Source organism: Bacillus sp. RIT 809 (genome assembly GCF_016892495.1).
In the GTDB taxonomy this organism is placed as follows: Bacteria; Bacillota; Bacilli; order Bacillales; family Bacillaceae_G; genus Bacillus_A; species Bacillus_A cereus_U.
In genome coordinates, this window is record NZ_JAFEMR010000020.1 from 73,997 (window position 1) to 89,677 (window position 15,681).

The following is a 15,681-nucleotide window of genomic DNA, read 5'->3' on the forward strand; positions in this document are numbered from 1 at the left end:
ATCTTCCACTTGCATCTTGAAAATAACCTTTAGACTTCGCAAACTTATAATAAGCTTCTATCAATTCGCCTTGAGGTATTTTGGTTACGATAGTTCCACCAACACTAGAGAATGCATAGGAAGCATCTCTCTTAAAGGATTGTAACATTTCAAGCTTAGGCTTCAATTCTTTTGCTAGTTTTACTGCATTAGCAATTGTAGTTATTCCACTTGATGATTTTGCTCCTTTTGCGATATGACCGATTTTATTTAGTGCCTTATCGCCCAATAATGTGGTAGCTATTTGCGTTAATCCATAAGTAGTCAATTCTGTACGACTCTCTGCATCTCCATCTATCATATCTCGTTTTATTTTATTTGAAAATGCATGCCACATATTTTTTGCAGTCTCATCCAAATGGAAAAGTGCATAGGTTACATTAATAAAAGTTCCTATATCCATATTACTTAAAGCTACTGCGGACTCGATTTCATCTCCAATAGCTTTCCCAGATCCTCTTTGAGTCGCTTCCCACATCTTTTTCACTATTTCAAACATGCCAACTATACTGTCTGCCGTATCGTCCCAAGCATTTCTAACCGGAGATTTCTCCTCAATTATATTGTTTGTTTCTATATCCTTAATTGACTGATCGGTTTTTCGGGCTGTTTCTTCTATAATCCCCTGAATAGAACTCACCCAATCCATATTCAACCCTTGTGTACTAAACGTACCACTCACAGGACTAAATCCTTTCCCGCTTTGCACTTCAGCGAGTCCGGCTGTGATGCTAGCGGCTAATTGGAGGGCGGTGCTGTAGTTGTTGCTGGACGTATGATTGAATTCATATAAACGCTCTAGTTTTTCTTCAAGTTTTTTTCTCATTGCAACTAAGACCGCAACAATTGCTTCTACTCCAGGCATTGGTGCAAGTACTTCTATTGCTTCTATACTTGTAATCGATTGATTAATTCCCCGTATTTGTTCTCTTATTTCTTGTTCGATCACATCTGTCGAAGCAACTTTCGCTTGGAACTCGTTTGGGAATGCTTCATTTTGGCGAATTAATTCTTCACATAAGCATATGATTCCTTGCGCTAATGGCCGAAATGTTTGGACAAGGTAGGCTTTTGCACTACTGTATGTTTGTCCTTGTAATACTGTATCTACCGCAAAGGCATCAATAGATTGAATAGCTTGTTCCATACTTTGAATCGTAGCATTACATATAGCGTTCATACTTTGAGTTTGACTTTGTACTTCTCCCAAATACATGTTTAAACTCATGTATTGACCTCCCTTTGTAGTTGCCGCTGTTCATAGGAAAGGTCGTTTTCTTTCTCACTGAGATGCCGTTTTTCTTTAAGCAACGTCTCTTTTTCGTTTTCTAATTCGAATGTAAGTTTTCTTTCATACTGTCCGATCTCTTGCCGCATATTCGTAAAAAGGTGAAATACTTCTTTGTCACCATGCCAAGTTTCTAGTATTCGGTTAAATAAACGATTGCTTCGATTTTTCCATTCATAAAAACTAGCCTCAGCTCGTTCTTGATTTTGCAGCTCAATTCGGTTTTCATTTTGTTCTTCAAATATAATTCGTAATTTTTGATTACATTGACTGATTCTCGTTTCAATTTCTTGACTCATCTTTTCTCCCTACCTTTTCCCCTTTACGTAGGCTGTTACATTATTGAAAAGTCTTTTGAAGTCCGTTATCCATTTTCTCAAATTCATTTACTACGGAATGGATATTATCAATCGTCTGTTGAAAAGCAGCGCAAAATTGTTTCGTAATGTGTAAATTTTGCTGATTTGCTTCTTGTGCTTTGAAGTTCACAGATAGTGTAGTACGCGTTGTCTTATTTATAGTGCGACTAGTAGCACTTTGCATTCTATCTGAAGCATTTCTCATTTTCGTTGCAAGTTGCGTTGCCGTATGCAAATTACTTTGAAATTCTCCCATCACTTACTCCCCTCTACCTTTTATTTTCTAGAAAATTATACCATGGAAAAATATCCTAATAAACTGAATGTTCGAATTTAACATTCAATTCACCACTGTCATTGAAGATAAGAGCAAAACTTCTATTTCAACATAACTGTACCGAAATTAGATTCTACTTATACAAAAAAAATGACCTCAGCTTTTTGCTAAAATCATCTTTTTCACCATATTATTTTACTAACGTTCCATTATAAGCTTTTATATCAAGCGGAGCAGTTAAAAATTGTGCTGCTTTACTAACGAAAGATGTGAAGTGTTCACTCGTATTATGACTCGCAACTGCTTCTTCATCTTTCCATACTTCTACCATCGTATAAACATTTTCTTTTTCTGTATCTTTATATAAGTCATAAGATACATTTCCACTTTCTTCTCTTGAACCATGGATGAGTGGCTGAATTTGTTCTAAAAATGATTGTTGTTTTTCTGGATTCACTTGAAATATTGCGTGAATAATAATCATGGTGTTTCCCCTCTCATATCTCACTTATTTCTATTTGTATAAAATTACTTCCACTCAGCAACTTTTTCAATTGGAAGACGTACTGATGGATAACCACTGTCAGCAGCTTTTCCGATTGAAATTAACATAACTGGTACGTGGCGTTCTTTATCTAATCCGAATGCTTCTGCGATTTGGTCTTTTTCAAATCCACCAATTGGGCAAGTGTCATAACCGTGAGCACGAGCTGCTAGCATAAATTGCATTGCTACAAGACCACCATCAATTAAAACTGTATCTTTCATTACTTCTGGTGTAACCATTGAGAAGTAACCTGAAAGTTTTTGCATTTGATCTTCTTTTACTTCAGCTGGCATTAAACCGCGCTCTACTGCTGTACCGTAAATTTCTTCTGCGTTATCAAAGTTGTTTAAGTCACCAAATACAGCGATCATTGCTGAAGATGTTTCTACTTGAGATTGATTGAATTTCGCAAGTGGCGCAAGTGTTGCTTTTGCTTCGTCACTTTCAATAACTAAGAATCTCCATGGTTGCATGTTTACAGAAGATGGTGCAAGTGTTGCTTCTGTAAGAATTTCAGTCATCTCTTCTTTACTAATTTTCACTGAAGGATCGTACTTACGAATTGAACGACGTCCTGTTAAAATTTCGTTAAAATCATTTGTTTTTACTGAGTTAGTCATAGTTGTATTCTCCCTTTTTTAAAGTTCTTTTATATTTTCTTGAATGCGGTCTAACATCGTTAAAAGATTGTCACGCTCTTCTTCACTTAATCCTTTAAATGCTGAAGTAGCGAAACGCTCTTTTTCCTCTTGATACACTTGAATTTTATTTCGCCCCTCTTCTGTAAGAGAAACTAACGTAATTCTGTTATCATCTGGATTTTTACGTCTTGTAATCATTCCATTTGCTTCCAGCTGTTTTAAATGCCTCGTAATCGCGGCATTATCAATATTCACTTCTTGCTGAAGTGCTTTTTGACTAATTTCATCTACTTCATATAACTGAAGTATAAGCTCTAGTCTAGATTGACTCATACCCGTACAACCTTCAAACTTCGAACTTACTTCTTTATTGAGGAAGTGTAATTTATATAAAATTATTGCTTCTTTTGAGCATGAACTTGTCAAATTACCCCTCCTTTACATCCAAACCAAAAATGTTTGATGCATCAATAGTTGATATGTCAATTAATATAATCTATATCGATTTATAATGCAAGCATTTTGTTTTCTTTTTACCCCGCTTTAACGGGCAGTAAGGCTTCCCTCTCAAAATTTTCGAAAACAAGGAAGTTAGGTGGGAGCTCCACTGCCCGTAAAAGCCCGATTGGTTCAACTAATAATCAGTGGGTTGAAAAACTCCCACTGATTAAAGTTTCACTTTATTTTTCCAAATTAAGGCGCTTTGTCACATTACAAAAAATGTTAATTGCATTATAATAGTACTAATTTAAATGACTGGAGAGTGATTGTAATGCGGCAATACACAAATAGAAATGAGGAAATAAAAATGGAAAATGAAATGAGGATATTTATATATGACAACAATAAATATAGGGATTGTCGCGCACGTAGACGCTGGCAAGACGAGTTTGACTGAGCGTATTCTTTATGAAACGAATGTGATTACAGAAGTTGGCCGAGTAGATAGTGGCAATACGCAAACTGACTCAATGGAATTAGAAAGACAACGCGGAATTACGATTAAAGCATCTGTCGTTTCTTTCTTTATTGATGATTTAAAAGTAAATGTCATTGATACACCCGGACACGCTGATTTTATCGCTGAAGTGGAACGATCATTCCGCGTTTTAGACGGTGCCATTTTAGTTATATCTGCCGTTGAAGGTGTGCAAGCACAAACGAAGATTTTAATGCGAACACTACAGAAACTAAACATACCGACTGTTTTATTTGTAAATAAAATAGACCGTAGTGGCGCAAATACTGAAAAAGTTGTGAAACAAATAAAAGCAATTCTTTCAAAGGATGCATTCCCCTTCTACTCTGTAGAGAACGAAGGAACAAAGGAAGCTCGTATTATTGAATATAAGTCATATGACGATTGTATTGAACGATTAGCACCATATAAGGAATCATTGCTTGCATCATATGTAAATAACGAAATAGTACCGGACGCACTATTAAGAAAAGAACTCGAAAAGCAAATACAGCAAGCAAATGTGTTTCCTATCTTTTTTGGTTCAGCAATGACAGGTATAGGTGTAACTGAACTACTTGAAAATATTTCAGCCTTAATTCCAACTACTAAATCGGCACAAGATGAAACATTATCCGGTGTTGTTTTTAAAATTGAACGCGAATCTTCTGGGGAAAAGATTGCTTATGTAAGAGTTTTTTCTGGTTGTTTACACGTTAGAAAATATGTTGATATTCAGCGCAGTGAGTCTCTGTCACATAAAGAAAAGATTAAAAAAATGCGCATATTTCATAATGGAAATGCAGTTCAAGCTTCTACTGTTCAAAGTGGAGAGTTTTGCAAAGTGTGGGGACTTACGAATGTTAAAATTGGTGATATTATCGGTGAACGGACAGATTATATTAAAGACATTTACTTTGCCAAACCGCAAATGGAAGCAGCAATCGCGGCAGTTCCTAAAGAGCAAATTCATGATTTATACGCTGCACTTATGGAGCTATGCGAAGAAGATCCACTCATTAAAGTGTGGAAAGACGATGTTCATAATGAATTATACATTCGCCTTTTCGGTGAAGTGCAAAAAGAAGTTATCGAAACAACACTTTATGAAAAATACAATTTACAAGTTACTTTTTCAAATACGCGAGTTGTATGTATTGAAAAACCAATTGGCATAGGGAATAGCGTTGAAGTAATGAGTGAAAAAGAGAATCCTTTTTACGCAACAATCGGCTTCAAAGTGGAACGTGGTGTGCTTAACTCTGGTATTACGTATAACTTAGGCGTTGAACTTGGATCACTACCTTTAGCATTTCATAAAGCGATTGAAGATACAGTATTTCAAACGTTAAAACAAGGTTTATTTGGATGGGAAGTTACTGATATTATCGTCACGTTAACACATACTGGTTATGCAAGCCCTGTTACAACAGCGAGTGACTTTAGAAACTTAACACCGCTCGTATTAATGGCTGCTTTAAAGCAAGCTGAAACATGTGTATATGAACCATTAAACGAATTTGAATTAACTGTTCCAGAGCACGCAATTAGTACCGCAATGTATAAACTAGCTGCCATTCCAGCAACTTTTGCAGAGCCTATATTCTATAATGACTCTTACCATTTAACAGGATCATTACCTGTTGCGAAAACAGAGAATTTTAAACGACTGCTCCATTCATTTACTGAAGGAGAAGGTATCTTTATAACAAAGCCAGGTGGTTTTACAAAACTGATGGCTCCCTTCCCTACTCGAAAACGTGTTGACTTTAATCCGCTAAATCGGAAGGATTATTTACTTCATGTGTTGAAGGCTTATTAAATTAAAAAAGAGGTGCAATTCGCGCCTCTTTTTGCATGTATTGAAAACTTAAATTAGTTTGTCCTCACAACTTCTTTAAGTCTCTCTATTACTTTCGCTATAGCTTCAATCGAATTTTCTGTTTCAAATTCCCCAACATTTAAAGAATGGTTTGCATTTTTGACAATTTCAATCTTTAACTTGGATTGTTCTAATTGATCCAATTGATTTGCATTGTATTGATGATCTTTGTCTCCAATAACTAATAGCCCTTCGTGTTGACTATGTAAGATGGAATCAAAAATCGCATCAAACGTCAGTAAAGGTGTAAGTAATATCATCTTTGACTGTACGTATTCTTCTCTCTTCATTGAATCATTCGCAATTGGGATTGTTCCGAGTGATTTTCCTAAAAACATCGAATTGCTATATTGCCCACTTTTTAGCACTTCAATAATGACAGGATTAATATCATCCATCATTACTTTCGTTATTTCTTCCATTGGTTTTTCCATTAATTGTCCATCGTAGGAATAATGAATATGTACTACATCTATTTTATTTTCAAGCATAAGCATCGTTGCATAATAGAATAACGGTTTATCATAATTGTAGCCTGAACCTGAGAACATAAAACAAATTGTATTAGAACCTTTTTCGATATGTGTGTAACGAATTACTTTATCATCTATATGTATCTCTTTTTTAGTCCCCTTCACCGTTTTCCCCCTCCGGACATGTTTACTTTTGTAAAACGATATGTTCTGTATGAACTGATACGTCCTTTACTTTCTCTTTTATAAACGCTGGCTGTAAGTTATATGCATCTAACTCTTCTACCGGCACCCACTTAAACATATATGTTCTACCCTCTTCATTCAGAATATAGTGGTCGGCTCCATTCGCGGGTAATTCATGCAGCTCTACTTCATAGTAAAAGCTAATTTCATGAAACTTTCGCTCAGAAAGTGTAAAGAAATTTTCTACTGACCATATTAACCTCTTTACTTCAATTGGAACAGCTAGTTCTTCTGCAAGCTCTCGTTTTAACGCATCTTCACTATTTTCTAACATTTTCACTCGTCCACCCGGTACATACCAAAAATCTTCACCGTCACCTTGCAGAATGAGTATTTTATTATCCTGTTTACAAATTGCTCCGACGCGGTAATTAAAACATGTTTCCTCTACTTTAAATGTAAGATCCATCCCGATTTTCCCCTATCTATTAAATATCGAATTATTTCAAAACTATTATGTATGTACTGTATAAATAAGATTACTAAATTTTTCTATTCCGTTCAATGATTTTTGATTTTTTCAAAAACTCGATACACTTGATTTGTCATTACAAGTAAATATACATATGTTACAATCACATTGCACACTAGAAAAGCAATATGGGGGTACGAATGGAAACGTTATTAATCCAGCAAACTGAAAAATCTAATAAGTTTTGGAAAATCGTTGTGAAAGAAAAAGACTATGTTGTGTTTTACGGAAAAATTGGCACAGCTGGTAGTGTGAAAGCGAAAGAGTTTGAAACAGCAGAAGAATGTATAAAAGAAGCTAACAAACTAATCGCTTCCAAACGAAAAAAAGGATATACAGACCCGTGCCCTGGGGAAGATTATATAAAAGAAAAAACGATAACAGAAGAAGAATTTTGGGAACTACTTGATCGTACAAAAACGAAAGGTGAAGACCAAGAAGAACAACTAGAATGGCTTACTTCTCACCTTGCTAAACGTACAGTACATGAAATTGTAGCTTTTGACACACATATGCATCGCATATTAAAAGATTCCTATACATCTCGCTTATGGGCAGCAGCTTATATTATTTTAGGCGGTTGTTCGGATGATTGTTTTGATTACTTCCGTGGATGGTTATTGTTCCAAGGAAAAGAAGTTTATGAAGCGTGTATTGAAGATCCAGAACTGTTAATTCCTGTGTTAGACAATATGAGTGAAGATGACATCCTAGAATTAGAAGAACTTACTCTATATTATGGTCAAACTGTATATGAAGAAAAGACTGGAAATGAAGAAGATACATACTTTACACTTTATCATGTACTTTCAAATGAAAGAGCCTCTAATATTGACATCGAATTAGACTGGGATGAAGATGACGAAGAAGGATTGAAAAATATGTTTCCTAAGTTATGGGAAGTGTATGGAGAAGATCCGATTGAGTGGTAGACTTATATACGAAAAACGCCTTGTTTTTTTATTAACAAGGCGTTTTTTCTTGATACTATGTTTAAATTGTTATCTTTCCACTCCCCCACCACTCCATAAAAGTTTTTAAGGAAGGAGCAACCCACGTCCTACTATCATTTTCATGATTCCATACATATATATCATCTCTTTGCACTATTCCATTCAAAATGGAATAGCCAAACAAATCACCATTTCCGCCATCAGCAAAAAATAATAAACAGTCAAAAGGCATGTACAAATCCTTGAAGACAACTGTATTTCTCATATTCATATTTTCCGTTTTAATTCTTGAAGCATCCCAAATAAAGTCCCCATATTCACCTTCTATACCGTTTGTTTCCTGTAATAAATGTGATAAATCATTCGGTAACTCCACGTGCAAATATTTTTGTACTTCAGCAAGTTCATCCTTCGTAGCTGGATTTTTCAATCTTAAGTCTAAAGAAATACTTCGAATGATATTTTTCCACATAACCTTTTATCCTTCCTATAGTCCCTCATGTTCAATCAAGTTTATACCAATAATCAAATTGGGTATGCACTTGAATCACATATGTTATCGTCTCTGGATCACTAGGTTGCTTTTCCTTCTTTATAGCTCTAATATCATATTCACTTACATAACGAATTCCTCCCATTTTATCTCGGTAATAATTTCCTTTATCAGTTTCTATTTCCACACTATCCTCAAAAAAGTATATCTGAATTTCTACACCGACCACGTTAGAATTAGGATATTTTAACTTTCCTATTTTTTGATAGAATGAGATTACTTCTGCCTTCGATTGCTTCGTTTCTATAACTCGATTCGCTACTACTTCCCAATAACCGCCATTTGCTAATTCAATCCAATTCTTCTCATCCACCTCATAATCCTTAATTGCTTTACTATCCAATGGCATCGGCAATTGAAAAAATTCAGAAGAAAAGGAACGAGAGATATACCACGTACTATTTCTTACGAGAATGACAGTTAGCAAGAGGATTATAACCGTTAAAATTATCGTCCTTTTTCTAACCTTTTTTAATTGATCTATCATATTTCTCTCCATCCCTATTATCTATAAAAACTATCCATTCCACTTTTCTAACAATTCTTTCTCCCTTTCAACTGAAATACCTGCTTTTAATTCCCATTCGTCCATACTCTTCATCCAGTCATGCACGTCTGTAACAGTATCTTCTAATCTTCTAAAAATAAGACCCTCTTTAACTGCGCTCTCTATATTAATAGAGAATCCACCTTTCCACGGATCTGTTTCACCTTCTAATGCAAAAGTTTCGGGAAGCCATAATGGCATCTCTGCCCAAGGCTGCACTTTATGTTCCTTCATAAATGATTCATCTACCCAAATGAATTCAGCATCGCTATTCGTAACTTCTTTACACGTATTTAATAACTCTTCCATCGTCAATTCATCTTTCGGACCCGTTACATTAAATGTACCTACTTTATTATTTTCTGCCATTTTTAGTCCAAAGCTCGCAACATCTTTTATATCAACTAACTGTACTGGACGGTCTTTTCTTCCTGGCACTAACACTTTTCCGCCCTTTGCTACGCGCTGAATCCAGTATGGAAGCCGATCTGTATAATCAAACACTCCCGAAAGAAGTCCCGCTCTTACGTGTAAAACACGCCCCGGCCAATACTTCTCTGCCTCTTTTTCACATAATACTTTAAGCGCACCATAATGCTCGTAAGGCGATATTTCACCATTCTCTACAGCCTTTATCTGATCACTCGTCGGTTCGGGTTGTAATATATAGTCTTCTTTTATGTGATGAGGGATCCAATCTTTATATACGGAAATGCTTGAGATAAATATATAGTGTTCAATATTATCTTTAAGTACTTCTCCAACATTCCTAATATGATGTGGAGAAAATCCACACGTGTCTATGACAACATCCCATTTTCGATTTTTTAAACTTGATACATCGTTATTTCTGTCACCGATTAACTGCTCTACTTTAGGAAAAATTTCTTTGTTTGTTCCACGGTTGAATAATGTAACTTCATGCCCTCTCTGTAAAGCCTCATCTACAAATGCTCTTCCTAAAAATCGTGTACCGCCTAGTATTAGAATTTTCATGGTTTTCCCCCATTCGTGATTAAAAATCTATTCTTTTGTTTAACGATTTTCTATTGTGGAAAGTTACGGATGAATAATTTATTTTTTCACTACACTTTCAAATCCATATACTAAAAAGAAACCATTTTAAAAAGTTAATCGTCATGGTTTCTAAAATAAAAAGTAAGTGTATTTTATATGTATCTTAGCTGAATTGCTAACTCTCATTCTGTTCATTAATTCTTTAACTCCGCACAACTTCCCCATCAACTAACTCAATAATTCTATTACACTGATTAGCTACTTCAATATCATGCGTTACAATAATAATCGTTCTTCCTTCTTCATTTAGTTGTAATAATAGATTCATAATTTCTTCTCCCGTTTTCCTATCTAAATTTCCAGTCGGTTCATCGGCCAAAATTAATTCTGGTTCGCCTACTAACGCTCTTGCGATAGCTACCCGCTGTTGCTGACCACCTGATAGTTCATCGGGTTTTTTATGCATTTGTTCTTTTAAACCTACTTTTTCCAAATAGAACTTCGCCTTATTTTCTCTTTCCCGTTGCTTTAACTTTCTATATGTTAGCGGTAGTGCTACATTATCCAGTACAGTATGTTCTTTTAACAACGCAAAGTATTGAAAAATAAACCCGATTATTTCATTTCTTGTTTTATGAACTTTATTCCTTCTTATTTCACTTAATGTTTTACCATTTAAGGAGTATTCCCCCTCATTTGGCATATCAATTAACCCTATAACATTTAATAGTGTACTTTTTCCTGAACCTGATCGACCCATAACCGCTATAATTTCGCCCTTGTTTATCGTTAAGTTTATACCGTTTAACGCGAACGTTTTGTGATTCTTGTTGCTATACACCTTTTTAATATCTTTTAGCTCAATTAAACTCATTATTCCATCCCTCCTATTAATGTTTTAGGTTCAAGCTTCCTAATAAACCAGAAGACAATGAAATTTGAAACAATGATGATAAGAAGTAAGAATAGGAATACTAAAAATAATATAGGTAAGTTTAAATTTAAGTCTAGTACAGATGCCGCATTTAAGTCCTTTGAAAATTGTAGATGAGCCCCATACCTCCAAAGAAAATACACCATGGACATAACCATGCCAGCTATCGCAATACATATGTTTTCTAAAACAATTTGAAATAATATCCCATACTTACTCTCTCCAAGGACCATCTTAATACCAAATTCACGCTTCCTCATGATTATGGAAACGATTGTTGTTACGACAATTCCCGCCATTATAAATAAAATAATTAGACTTCCTACTATAAGTCCAATTATTTCAGAATGTCTACTACTAGTAACATCTTCATTTATTTCTTCACCTAAATTTTTCAGGTATAACGTAACGTCGTTTCCTTTAAGTTGAATCGTTTCTTGTAGTTTTTTTACATCTGCATCTTTTCGTAAAGTTAGAATCGTACCTTGATGTAATCTTAAAAACATCGATTCATAATTTTCATATCTATCAATCGGCATGGGCATTATCATTGCCTTTTCTAACTTTAGGTATGTGTTCGCTCCGTTATTATTTACAATGAATTTATTTTCCGGCAAAAAACCAATAATTGTATATTGATTATTGATTGCATCCCCTATGCGAAAGTACTTTTCAAAATAAGAACCAACTAAAACATTCATTTTTTCTCCACTGTTTTTTTGAAAATCTTGATGTGAGAATCCTTTTTCAGTTTTTATAGGTAAGTTCAGTAATTTATAGTAATTTTCATCTACTATGATTGTCCTAATAGTTGGACGTTCCTCATGATATGTTTTATTTGTCAAATCAGTAAGCATGCTGTCTTTCAATGGTCTATTGCTTGATTCTAGTTCGATTATTCTCTCTTCGTATGTACCATACGAAATTACATCTTTATTTTGTTGAATTTTATTGTAAATCTCTTCTATATGCTCTTTATTAAATTGTTCTTCTTTCAATCTATCCGTTGTCATATCAAAAGTAATTAAATATGTAATGTCCTTATTTAACACTGAATTGGAGTTATTGGTGAGATAGTATAAATTGTAAAAAATATTGACTGAAACAGTTATTGTTGATAATCCAAACGTAAATTGTAAAAGGAGAAACATCGAGATTAGCAATCTGTTTTTCAAGGCTATTAGAGCACTTTTTATTCTCATCATATTTTTTACTCCTTTAAGGCTTTAGCAGGTTCAATGTTAATGATTTGGATGAATGGAATTACCGAGGTGATGAAAGAAATAGAAAGAGCGATACATACACTCATCACAATATGAAAGAAGTCTATACTAATGTGAAAACCTATAGAATGTATAATACTTTTACTCAGTGCACTTAACATCCATTGAATACATGTTGCACAGATCGCTGCAGCAAGTGCACATATAAATAATTGGCTAAATATAAAAACAAAAAGATTCAAATTACTTGCTCCCAAAGCTTTCCTTAAAGATATACTCTTTCTCTTCTTATAAATCCAAAAATAACTCACAATAATACAGTTAATTAAAGCTATGAAGAGCAATCTATACGGAATACTTAACTGCTCTGTCATAGCTTGACTTGAGTTTTTTTCGTTCTTGTAATTCTCGTTTTCATTTACCACTTTAATCTCTTTGTTGTTCTGTTTAATTTGCTGAACGAATGTATCTATCTCTTTTTCAGGGTTTTCGTTAGATCTAATTATCATTTGAAATGTTTGTTCATTTTGTATACGTCGTTTTATCTCATCTGGCATGTCATTTAGTGGTACGAAAATTTTATTATTATATTCATATTCAGTATTCGTTCCACTCACTCCTTTAACTGTATACTCTCTACTAAATAGTTGTATTGTTTCAGAATCTTTATAAAGACTCTTTCCCACAATTACACTATTTGCTTCATCCTGTTTAATACGAGAGCCTTTTACTAACGGCGGAGACCAGCTCTTATTATTAATAAGACCAATCATAGTCACATGACCTAGATCTGGAATTTTACTATTAATATCATTTGTAATAACACTAGCGTTTGTAAAGTTAGCCTGTGCTAGCTCTTGAATTTCATTAAAACTTAATTCCCCTTTACTCGTAAGATGAATAGAATAGTAATATTTAAAGTAACCATTTTTACGCTCATAAAATTTCTCATCATAATAATCACGAGTAGATATAGCTATTAGTATCGGCAATATCGTTAATACAAATCCAATAAGTAACATAATGAATATTTTTCTGTTCACTGCTATTTCTTTTAAAAGTAGCTTCATATTCCCTCCGCATTTAAAAAATAGTGAATTAGATATTTCTCCATTTGCCACCGTTTTAATGGTTTTTATTAGACATGAATGGACTTTTCTTTTTACTATGCAATTACTGAGTGAACCTAATTCATCGAGATACATTAAGGAAATTAACTAATGATGTTTGAATTAGAGTTTACATATATACGGAAACATTTAGTATTTTCATTCTACTTAGAAAAACACGCCATAAAATTAGGTATGGAAAATTTTACATTCCCAAAACATAATTTACATTCAATTAATAACAAACCTCTATTCCTTATGTCTATTCATTACTCTATAGCGTAAAGTCATCCAATCTATGAAAATGCTTATTTATACGAAAAATGCTCCTGCCAAGTTGACAGGAGCATTGCTTTTTCAAAATTTATTTACTTTTATATACTTGAATTAAAATTAATATGAAGTCCAGCCGCCGTCTACAGAAATCACTTGTCCGTTTACGAAACTAGCTTCGTCTGAACCTAAGAAGATAGCCAGTTGTGCAACTTCTTCTGGTTGTCCAGCACGTGGATTAATTGCCATACCTAATGCTTGGCGGCTCGCACCAAATTCGCTCACATTTGTCATTGTAGAAGCAATGTTTGTTATGACTGCTCCAGGAGCGATACCGTTACAACGGATGTTGTTGTTCGCATACATAAAGGCAGTGTTTTTTGTTAGGCCAACGACCGCATGTTTAGATGCTGTGTAAGCGGCACCAGCACGTGCACCATATAATCCACCTGCAGAAATATTATTGACGATCGTACCGTGTCCTTGTTCCAAGAATAGATTCACTGCAATACGCATTGTTTTCATTACAGATACTGTATTCACAGAGAAAACCTTCTCCCAGCGTTCGTCTGAAACTTCACCAACAGGCTCCATTCCATCCATGATACCTGCATTATTAACAAGAATATCTAATTTCCCATAAGCTTGTTTTGTTTCATCGAAAAGACGTTGGACATCTTCATCGGAGGTAACGTTTGTTTGAACAGCAATGGCCTCTGCACCTGTAGCTTTAATTCCTTGTACTACATGTTGAGCCCCTTCTAAGTTTAAGTCTGATACAACGACTTTTGCTCCTTCTTTTGCATAACCTTCTGCAATTGCTTTCCCCATGCCTGACGCAGCACCAGTGACAATTGCTACTTTACCTTTTAATCTCATCTGAAACGGCCCCCTTTGTCTTTTATTGCACAGTTGTTCAATAAAAATTATAATAATATAAAAGAACGCTTACAATGAGCAAAAAAACGATAAATGTTCAATAATTAACAAATCGTATGAAATGTGTTCAATAAGAGGTGAAAAAAATGATGCGTACAGATATGCGTATTGTGAAAACAAAAGAGGCGTTACATAACGCATTGTTAGAATTATTAAATGAAAAAACTTTAGAAGTCATCTCCATCTCGGAAATTTGCAGAAAGGCAAAAATAAATCGTGGTACATTTTACTTGCATTATAAACAAGTAGAAGATTTATTTGAGGAGTATTTTAAAGAAATTACAGCAGATTTGACACGTTCTTATCAAGAACCTTATCGCTACGTATCAGTATTGAAAACTAGTAAATTAGATCCTTCTACAATTCGGATTTTTCATCATATCGAAAAATATAAATCATTCTACAGAATTGTTTTTTCCAAAAAGGTTCCTTTAATGTACTATTATTTATTTTTTGAGGAAATAAAGCATTTGTTACTTCAAGATAAAGAGGCTTTGCTTAAAGAAGGAGTGAACGATTCACTTTATTGTTCCTACCAAGCGAATGCGATTATTGGCATCATTATTGAGTGGTATCAACATGATTTTTCTTATAGTACAAGTTATTTAAATGATCAACTTGTTCAATTTTTAAATATGGGAGTAGACGGTTAATTTAATACAAAGTTGTTTTATGGAATTTTTCATTCCGTCTATTTTCATTTCATATATAATTAAAATATCGGATATTCGATTAACAACTTATATATACTTAGGTAGGTGAAAAATATTAATAGAAACATAGTTTATCATTCTACATTATGTATTTATTGTCTCACATCGCTTGTATATATTATCTTGCTGAACATAGAAAATGGTCGTAACTATTTAGGGTTTACGATGGCTGTTCCGCTTTTAGCTGTTATTTTATATCAGAAATTATATAAGAAACAAAAAATAGTTCATACATTTG

17 protein-coding genes and 2 pseudogenes are annotated in these 15,681 nt (G+C 34.1%); 4 read left to right on the top strand and 15 right to left on the bottom strand.

Translation table 11 applies throughout. The features are described 5' to 3' along the window. Positions 1 to 28: 28 nt before the first annotated feature. The 6 genes and pseudogenes from JTF23_RS20315 to JTF23_RS20340 all read right to left on the bottom strand — a co-directional run. Positions 29 to 1,267, bottom strand: a pseudogene (locus JTF23_RS20315) (LXG domain-containing protein); the annotation flags it as partial. Further along, complete coding sequence (locus JTF23_RS20320; protein ID WP_204209490.1) at positions 1,264 to 1,626, bottom strand: DUF3958 family protein; 363 nt, start codon at positions 1,624 to 1,626, stop codon at positions 1,264 to 1,266. The gene JTF23_RS20320 and the pseudogene JTF23_RS20315, both read right to left, overlap by 4 nt. Positions 1,627 to 1,666: 40 nt before the next feature. Continuing rightward, complete coding sequence (locus JTF23_RS20325; protein WP_204209491.1) at positions 1,667 to 1,942, bottom strand: TIGR04197 family type VII secretion effector; 276 nt, start codon at positions 1,940 to 1,942, stop codon at positions 1,667 to 1,669. A 211-nt stretch (positions 1,943 to 2,153) separates the two neighbouring features. Further along, a complete protein-coding gene (locus JTF23_RS20330; protein ID WP_002200057.1) occupies positions 2,154 to 2,447 on the bottom strand; it encodes a putative quinol monooxygenase in 294 nt (97 codons plus the stop codon). Between the two features lie 44 nt (positions 2,448 to 2,491). Then, positions 2,492 to 3,130, bottom strand: coding sequence for a nitroreductase family protein (locus JTF23_RS20335; RefSeq protein ID WP_002110573.1), 639 nt, complete (start codon positions 3,128 to 3,130; stop codon positions 2,492 to 2,494). 18 nt (positions 3,131 to 3,148) lie between these two features. Beyond that, a complete protein-coding gene (locus JTF23_RS20340; protein WP_000204168.1) occupies positions 3,149 to 3,577 on the bottom strand; it encodes a MarR family winged helix-turn-helix transcriptional regulator in 429 nt (142 codons plus the stop codon). Positions 3,578 to 3,987: 410 nt separating this feature from the next. Here JTF23_RS20340 and JTF23_RS20345 point away from each other — a divergent pair, with 410 nt between their 5' ends. After that, positions 3,988 to 5,931 (top strand): elongation factor G, encoded by a 1,944-nt coding sequence (locus JTF23_RS20345; RefSeq protein WP_204209492.1) that lies wholly within the window; start codon positions 3,988 to 3,990, stop codon positions 5,929 to 5,931. A 53-nt stretch (positions 5,932 to 5,984) separates the two neighbouring features. On the opposite strand, the gene JTF23_RS20350 is transcribed toward JTF23_RS20345, so the two are convergent. Then, on the bottom strand, positions 5,985 to 6,629 hold the full coding sequence (locus tag JTF23_RS20350) for an alpha/beta hydrolase (RefSeq protein WP_204209493.1): 645 nt from the start codon (positions 6,627 to 6,629) through the stop codon (positions 5,985 to 5,987). A gap of 22 nt (positions 6,630 to 6,651) precedes the next feature. Then, complete coding sequence (locus JTF23_RS20355) at positions 6,652 to 7,119, bottom strand: NUDIX hydrolase (protein WP_002110576.1); 468 nt, start codon at positions 7,117 to 7,119, stop codon at positions 6,652 to 6,654. Positions 7,120 to 7,322: 203 nt separating this feature from the next. Between JTF23_RS20355 and JTF23_RS20360 the strand changes: the two genes are divergently transcribed. Then, positions 7,323 to 8,114: a DUF4240 domain-containing protein gene (locus JTF23_RS20360; RefSeq protein WP_204209494.1), complete on the top strand. Its 792-nt coding sequence runs from the start codon at positions 7,323 to 7,325 to the stop codon at positions 8,112 to 8,114. 61 nt (positions 8,115 to 8,175) lie between these two features. Here the strand turns inward: JTF23_RS20360 and JTF23_RS20365 are convergent, their stop codons facing one another. The 7 genes from JTF23_RS20365 to JTF23_RS20395 form a co-directional block, all read right to left on the bottom strand. Then, positions 8,176 to 8,607 carry an SMI1/KNR4 family protein gene (locus JTF23_RS20365; RefSeq protein WP_204209495.1) on the bottom strand — a complete coding sequence of 144 codons (432 nt, stop codon included), beginning with the start codon at positions 8,605 to 8,607 and terminating at the stop codon, positions 8,176 to 8,178. A 31-nt stretch (positions 8,608 to 8,638) separates the two neighbouring features. Further along, on the bottom strand, positions 8,639 to 9,175 hold the full coding sequence (locus JTF23_RS20370; protein WP_016105273.1) for a hypothetical protein: 537 nt from the start codon (positions 9,173 to 9,175) through the stop codon (positions 8,639 to 8,641). Positions 9,176 to 9,205: 30 nt separating this feature from the next. Beyond that, positions 9,206 to 10,231, bottom strand: a complete 1,026-nt coding sequence (locus JTF23_RS20375) for an SDR family oxidoreductase (RefSeq protein WP_204209496.1) — start codon at positions 10,229 to 10,231, stop codon at positions 9,206 to 9,208. A 223-nt stretch (positions 10,232 to 10,454) separates the two neighbouring features. Further along, positions 10,455 to 11,126 (bottom strand): ABC transporter ATP-binding protein, encoded by a 672-nt coding sequence (locus JTF23_RS20380; protein ID WP_070170338.1) that lies wholly within the window; start codon positions 11,124 to 11,126, stop codon positions 10,455 to 10,457. Next, complete coding sequence (locus JTF23_RS20385) at positions 11,126 to 12,388, bottom strand: ABC transporter permease (protein ID WP_204209500.1); 1,263 nt, start codon at positions 12,386 to 12,388, stop codon at positions 11,126 to 11,128. The genes JTF23_RS20380 and JTF23_RS20385 overlap by 1 nt, the downstream gene beginning before the upstream one ends. Before the next feature lie 8 nt (positions 12,389 to 12,396). After that, positions 12,397 to 13,479, bottom strand: a complete 1,083-nt coding sequence (locus JTF23_RS20390; RefSeq protein ID WP_204209497.1) for an FtsX-like permease family protein — start codon at positions 13,477 to 13,479, stop codon at positions 12,397 to 12,399. Positions 13,480 to 13,911: 432 nt separating this feature from the next. Then, positions 13,912 to 14,670 carry an SDR family oxidoreductase gene (locus JTF23_RS20395; RefSeq protein ID WP_002200050.1) on the bottom strand — a complete coding sequence of 253 codons (759 nt, stop codon included), beginning with the start codon at positions 14,668 to 14,670 and terminating at the stop codon, positions 13,912 to 13,914. A gap of 146 nt (positions 14,671 to 14,816) precedes the next feature. Between JTF23_RS20395 and JTF23_RS20400 the strand changes: the two genes are divergently transcribed. After that, complete coding sequence (locus tag JTF23_RS20400; protein WP_131232734.1) at positions 14,817 to 15,383, top strand: TetR/AcrR family transcriptional regulator; 567 nt, start codon at positions 14,817 to 14,819, stop codon at positions 15,381 to 15,383. A gap of 105 nt (positions 15,384 to 15,488) precedes the next feature. Continuing rightward, positions 15,489 to 15,681: pseudogene (locus JTF23_RS27950) on the top strand (CPBP family intramembrane glutamic endopeptidase); the annotation flags it as partial.

Excerpts from the sequence above, each read along its gene's own strand:
- JTF23_RS20320 (WP_204209490.1), bottom strand. The coding sequence starts at position 1,626 with ATGAGTCAAGAAATTGAAACGAGAATCAGTCAATGTAATCAAAAATTA.
- JTF23_RS20325 (WP_204209491.1), bottom strand. The coding sequence starts at position 1,942 with ATGGGAGAATTTCAAAGTAATTTGCATACGGCAACGCAACTTGCAACG.
- JTF23_RS20330 (WP_002200057.1), bottom strand. The coding sequence starts at position 2,447 with ATGATTATTATTCACGCAATATTTCAAGTGAATCCAGAAAAACAACAA.
- JTF23_RS20335 (WP_002110573.1), bottom strand. The coding sequence starts at position 3,130 with ATGACTAACTCAGTAAAAACAAATGATTTTAACGAAATTTTAACAGGA.
- JTF23_RS20345 (WP_204209492.1), top strand. The coding sequence starts at position 3,988 with ATGACAACAATAAATATAGGGATTGTCGCGCACGTAGACGCTGGCAAG.
- JTF23_RS20355 (WP_002110576.1), bottom strand. The coding sequence starts at position 7,119 with ATGGATCTTACATTTAAAGTAGAGGAAACATGTTTTAATTACCGCGTC.
- JTF23_RS20360 (WP_204209494.1), top strand. The coding sequence starts at position 7,323 with ATGGAAACGTTATTAATCCAGCAAACTGAAAAATCTAATAAGTTTTGG.
- JTF23_RS20365 (WP_204209495.1), bottom strand. The coding sequence starts at position 8,607 with ATGTGGAAAAATATCATTCGAAGTATTTCTTTAGACTTAAGATTGAAA.
- JTF23_RS20370 (WP_016105273.1), bottom strand. The coding sequence starts at position 9,175 with ATGATAGATCAATTAAAAAAGGTTAGAAAAAGGACGATAATTTTAACG.
- JTF23_RS20375 (WP_204209496.1), bottom strand. The coding sequence starts at position 10,231 with ATGAAAATTCTAATACTAGGCGGTACACGATTTTTAGGAAGAGCATTT.
- JTF23_RS20380 (WP_070170338.1), bottom strand. The coding sequence starts at position 11,126 with ATGAGTTTAATTGAGCTAAAAGATATTAAAAAGGTGTATAGCAACAAG.
- JTF23_RS20385 (WP_204209500.1), bottom strand. The coding sequence starts at position 12,388 with ATGAGAATAAAAAGTGCTCTAATAGCCTTGAAAAACAGATTGCTAATC.
- JTF23_RS20390 (WP_204209497.1), bottom strand. The coding sequence starts at position 13,479 with ATGAAGCTACTTTTAAAAGAAATAGCAGTGAACAGAAAAATATTCATT.
- JTF23_RS20395 (WP_002200050.1), bottom strand. The coding sequence starts at position 14,670 with ATGAGATTAAAAGGTAAAGTAGCAATTGTCACTGGTGCTGCGTCAGGC.
- JTF23_RS20400 (WP_131232734.1), top strand. The coding sequence starts at position 14,817 with ATGATGCGTACAGATATGCGTATTGTGAAAACAAAAGAGGCGTTACAT.